The 453-nt window shown below is 58.7% G+C and carries 1 protein-coding gene; it reads left to right on the top strand.

The window, feature by feature from the left end; translation table 11 throughout:
- Nucleotides 1-214, top strand: a 214-nt coding sequence (locus tag C1J00_RS48720; protein ID WP_146046443.1) for an EAL domain-containing protein, incomplete at its 5' end; no start/stop codon positions are given.
- Nucleotides 215-453 lie beyond the last annotated feature (239 nt).

Here is a 453-nt window from a genome sequence, read left to right as displayed (position 1 = left end):
GTCGGTAGCCGCGTTAGTGCATACGTATGGTGCGAGAGTTGTGGCGGAAGGCGTCGAAACCGCTGTCGAACACGATGTGGTGCTGCGCTCGGGAATCGACCTGGCGCAGGGATACCTGTACGGGAAGCCGATGGCAGTCGATCAGCTCCGGGCATTTGCTTCGGCGTCGATAAAAACATTACAAGATGACACCGGAACGGGGCTCAAAGCGTGAAAGACGAATGCCTCACAGATGCGCAGGAACAACAGCCAGCCAGCGTGCCCCTACCCATGGAAAGCGAGGACGATCAGTACTTTGAGCGGGGGGCGGGTCGCCCCGCGTGCGCGTTGAATTTACCAATGGCCCTTGTGTGTCTCGCCCGTCTGGGTCAGCCAGAAGTCATCGGCGCTATCGAGTGCGGACGGGAGGTCGTATTCAACTTGAGACCTATCATTGCCGGACCCTCCAAAGTG

Source organism: Streptomyces cahuitamycinicus, from assembly GCF_002891435.1.
In the GTDB taxonomy this organism is placed as follows: Bacteria; Actinomycetota; Actinomycetes; order Streptomycetales; family Streptomycetaceae; genus Streptomyces; species Streptomyces cahuitamycinicus.
This window is presented reverse-complemented; position numbering and strand designations above follow the sequence as displayed.